This window comes from Kitasatospora phosalacinea, assembly GCF_000717185.1.
GTDB lineage: Bacteria > Actinomycetota > Actinomycetes > Streptomycetales > Streptomycetaceae > Kitasatospora > Kitasatospora phosalacinea_A.
Map to the genome: position 1 here is coordinate 1 of NZ_JNYE01000295.1, position 319 is coordinate 319.

1 pseudogene is annotated in these 319 nt (G+C 72.7%); it reads right to left on the reverse strand.

What is annotated here, in order from left to right:
• Window positions 1–319: pseudogene (locus OO57_RS38090) on the reverse strand (electron transfer flavoprotein subunit alpha); the annotation flags it as partial.

Genomic DNA, 319 nt, shown 5'->3' on the forward strand with positions numbered 1-319 from the left:
TGTTGGGCTTGACGGTGATGACCGGGGTGCCGGTGGTCACGGTCGACTTGACCTGGAAGGACGCGGCGAACACCGACTGGGTGGCGACGGGGCCGCCCGCGCCCTGCTCGACGTCGACGGCGTCGGTGATCAGGCCAGAGCCCAGGCGCAGGGCGGTGCGGGCGGCGACCTCCTTGTTCTCGCCGGAGGAGGTGACCAGCACCGCGGCGGCCCCGGCCGCCTTGGCGATCTGGGTGAGCGCGTCGACCTTCGGGACGACGAGCTGGGAGGCGAACTCCCCGGCGTCGGCGGTGTAGACCTTCGCCGCGCCGTACTCGGC